This is a genomic window from Bartonella sp. ML69XJBT (assembly GCF_028618515.1).
Classification (GTDB): domain Bacteria; phylum Pseudomonadota; class Alphaproteobacteria; order Rhizobiales; family Rhizobiaceae; genus Bartonella.
This window is the reverse complement of sequence record NZ_JAQITB010000068.1, coordinates 1-4,028: the sequence shown is the minus strand read 5'-3', so window position 1 is coordinate 4,028 and position 4,028 is coordinate 1. Positions and strand designations below refer to the sequence as shown.

At 44.9% G+C, this 4,028-nt stretch carries 5 protein-coding genes; all 5 read right to left on the bottom strand.

Annotated elements, in window-relative coordinates:
* Positions 1–205 precede the first annotated feature (205 nt).
* Positions 206–616, bottom strand: a complete 411-nt coding sequence (locus tag PVV68_RS09715; RefSeq protein ID WP_273782985.1) for a hypothetical protein — start codon at positions 614–616, stop codon at positions 206–208.
* A gap of 9 nt (positions 617–625) precedes the next feature.
* The gene (locus tag PVV68_RS09710) at positions 626–1,144 is read right to left on the bottom strand and encodes a phage major tail tube protein (RefSeq protein WP_273722152.1); all 519 of its coding nucleotides are present in this window, start codon (positions 1,142–1,144) and stop codon (positions 626–628) included.
* Positions 1,145–1,147: 3 nt separating this feature from the next.
* Entirely contained in the window at positions 1,148–2,431 is a 1,284-nt protein-coding gene (locus PVV68_RS09705) for a phage tail sheath C-terminal domain-containing protein (RefSeq protein WP_273782986.1), read from the bottom strand.
* Positions 2,432–2,589: 158 nt separating this feature from the next.
* Positions 2,590–2,805 (bottom strand): hypothetical protein, encoded by a 216-nt coding sequence (locus PVV68_RS09700; protein ID WP_273722058.1) that lies wholly within the window; start codon positions 2,803–2,805, stop codon positions 2,590–2,592.
* 9 nt (positions 2,806–2,814) lie between these two features.
* Positions 2,815–4,028: Bgr_08870 family protein (locus PVV68_RS09695; RefSeq protein ID WP_273782984.1), on the bottom strand; the 1,214-nt coding region annotated here is incomplete at its 5' end.

Below are 4,028 nucleotides of genomic sequence, written 5' to 3'. Positions count from 1 at the left end.
GCAAGATCACGCTTGGCAGAAGCGATCCCCTCTTGGAGATGATTGACAAAACGCACAACAAGGGAAACATCCATAATCGTCTCTTATCCTAACTGATGGCTTTCATATTCTTGTTGTTTGATGCGTGCTAATTCTTCACGATAGGAAATCACATCCAGCCAATCCATCTGATTGATCTCTAGAGCCGACCAGCGAAAATAAAGCGCTAGTTCTGCTCCAAATTGTCCGGCATAAGGGATTGGCGTTGCGTAAAAAAAGCAAAAAAAGCCTTGAAGACAGCAAGAACGTCAACAATATCCAGTCGATCAATCAGTTCAACAGATTCATGTGACATATCAGCCAAAAGCGCTGTAATGCCTCCTATTGCCTCACTTGTGAACAAAACTTGAGCAAGCTTAGCGATAAGCACATCATTGGTGAGTGTTTTTTGCTCTCCAAATTCAGGAAGCAGCAGCTCTGTCAACTGTGGTCCAATCAGCACGGATAATTGCTTGGCATGTTTGAAAGTGGGGCGATAAAAGGTCAATTTATGCCGTGTCGCTTGCCTACCCTCACTGTCTTGGTAGAGAATGGGAACAGCTAATTCCACCTCAATGCTTGTTTGTAAACTTGTCATGATCAATTCCTATAAATTGAGAATAGAGCGTCGACGAGAACCGATCTCTTGCCCATTGCGCACGAGCCAACCACCTCGTTTAAAAGAAAAGCGATGCAAAACAGAACCATCCCAAAATTCGGTATAGTCCCAAATATTTTTGATCTCGCAATCATAGCCTGTCGCTTTTCCAGCTGTTAAGCCTTCGCTATCCACTTTGACCAAGCGCCCTGTAACATCAATGGAATGTTCATGCTCGCGCCCATCTTCTTCAGACACCACATGTTTTTTGCCGGTAAATTTATGACGAAGACCAGGGGAACCACCAAAGATACCGATGATTTCTGGGGTGTGGCTGCGGATTTTCATTTGTAAACTCAAAGCTTTCACACCAAGACCGCTCACATCAATTTGCATGTCAGAACCCCCTGGTTGATAGGTTTCGGTGATTTCTTCCAACGTGGGCAGTTTGAGCGTTTCAAGATCAAGGTGAAGATTCACATCATCATCAACAATCAGCGTAAAACCGCGTACAATGCGTAAAGTCATGCTTTAACTCCTTGCTGCTTTGCGATAAGTTTCAAGCGTATCGCCAAATTGATAAGTCATTTTCTTTTGGATATCTTCAGAGAGCCGATTAAAGTAAGCGCTATTGCGCCGGCTGCCGAAACTCAAATCTTCTAAAGGTGGCACTTCTTCTGCATCAAACTCGACCCGCAATTGTCCCAATTGTAAAGTGCTGTTGGAATTTAAATCACGGTCAAACCAAACACGTCCTCCAAGCAGTGCACCACGCGCAATCAGATCATCCAGAAACTGTGTAAGGCTGCGGGTAATGGCAATGACATGTTGACCGGTCAGGTTTTCGTCATTTGCCCAAGGGCGGAAATTGTTAATGATGGTTTTTTCCAAGGCTGCACGGGTGCGCACCACATTGACAAAGCGCCAGAGTGGATCACTCGAGGTGGTGTGATTGCCCCATAAAATGCGCCCATTAGCAGCCATTTGCCCATGCGCATTTTGGCTAAGGCGTGCCGGTATAAAGGTGGCAATATCGGCTTGATTGAGGCGATTAGCCTCATGATCAATTTCCCCATCAAAATAGCTAATGGGGCGTGCTGTGCCTAAAATACCATGCACATCTTGGTTGGAGGGAGACCAAAAAACACCCCCCTTTTGTTTGTCACGTTTGATAAACATCGCCGCCACAAAGGGACTTGCCGGTTTGATACTAAAGCCCCCCTCACTATTTGCTACCCGCACAAAGGGGTCAATCAGATAACAAAAGCGTGAGGAGAAATCTGCCCGAAAGGCAAGACTTTCTTCCGTATTTTTGCCCCCCGTATCAAACACGGCAATGGCTTGTAGCTTTTCGGCAACCTGTTCTAGAGCATCTGCTAGCGGGTTTTTGCCATTGTCAATCCGCCCTGCACTATAAGCTGGCGCTAAGAGAATTCCAGGCTCTACCCCTAAATGCCCTCTAGCATGCGCTAAGGCATGCACACCGGTTAAAGAAACACTTGACCCCACCATCTCTGCTTGGGTCTCAGCAATGGTAGACTTTTCCTCCACCCGCACGAAAATCACTTGTGCTTCAATCCCTTGCGCACGAACGGCATTGATAACATCAAGGGCTGTTCCTCTTGTCCCAAGCTTTTGGATTTTCTCTGTCTCATGGGTAAAGACCAACACGGGCTCGTTAAGGGGATAGGTCTGTGCATCCGCATCAGGGGCTGTAACAACCGCTCCAAGGGCGGTTTGATCAAATGTTGCTAAAGGACGGGAATCCTCACCAGCCTCTACAATGCGAATACCATGATTAAATTCTGTTGCCATTTTGCTCTCCAAATCAATGAAGAGACAATAACAACCATCATCATGCTTCATAAGACTGACAGTGTCAGTCAAAAAAAGCCCTTTAAAGGGCTTTAAAAGAGTGATAAAAGGACAGCCCATTTTATACAGCAGCTATCATTACACTATTGTTTGAATACCTAATAAGCTTCTTCACCTTTTTCTTGTGATTTATCCCTAGGCTCTGCCATTATGTCTTTATCCACTACGGGAGGAGAAAAAACTCCATCCTTATAAGTCCAGCCAATTTGTGCTTCCTTTGAAGGGATAGCTTCTCCATCAAAGACGTGAACATAATCTTTTGATGCTACAATAATATTTGTTACCACACCATTTTCAACAACTGCATATTCCATTAATGCCTCCTATATATAGAATTTGAACAATACTGCTCCATCTCCACCATCGCCACCGTCGTCACCATATTTTCCCGGAAAATAGCCTCCACCTCCACCAGATTTATTATTATAACTTCCTCCACCATTTCCTCCTTTTACGCTCCAACCTTCTCGTACTCGTGAGCTGCTATCGCCGCTAGCACCGCCACCACCACCCAAAATAGAGTTGCCACCATTTCCAACAGCCCCTGATTTTTCTCCATAGCTACCACCTCCACCACCGTTGAAAATAGAATCACGTCCATTTGAACTACTGCTATTGGATGAGTAACCACCTCCAAGACCACCAGGTGAAATTCCTTGAACACCACCGACAGCGCCTGTGCTATTATGTCCATTGACAGCTCCACCACCACCACCACCTGCTATTGTGGATTCTAAAATACGTGTAAAGCCACCATAACCACAAACATCTTTGGGTTGACCGGTATAAAAACCTTTACCACCGCGACCAATGAGAACATTTTTTGTATTTTTGATCTGCGACCATTTTATTTTTTTGTGTACGCAACCGCCGCCGCCGCCACCACCACCTTTATAATTACCGCCACCACCACCGCCACCCCACGCCCATACTTCAACATAGGTATCGTCGGTAATGCCTTCAGGAAATGGAATAGGACCACTTTCTGTCATAAGAATTTCGACAGGTTGTTTGACTAATGAAGCGATCAATTTATCCACTTGCGCCTTGGTATAAACAACATCACCGTCCACTTTAAGCGGTCCTTGCAACATGCTTCCACTTGTACTTAAACTGGTGATCACTTTGTTGTTATGGGTAATATTCAATGATGCATTGCCCAACAGCTCTAAACCGCCACTCATGGTGACTTTGCCGGTAAACTTATTATAACTTTGCCATTCATTGGCTTGTTTTAAGCGCCCATAGGCTGTGAGGTCTTCATTAAGCTTGGCTCTAAATTTATCAAGCCCCACGATATCTTCAATCTTATGTTGATGAGAACCAAGCAAAGATACAGCACTGCCAAAGGTGAAGTTATTATTGCTTGATTTGTAAAGAACATAATTGTTGGCTGCGTCCTTAGCGCCCTCGATATCGCTTAAATCAGCAAATGAGAAAGTTTTATCCGCTGCCATTTTGCCATTAAGGGCGCTTTCTAAACCCGTCACATCACTGATTGTGTGCGTGTGTTTTAAAGGTGCTTTCCCCTCTACCT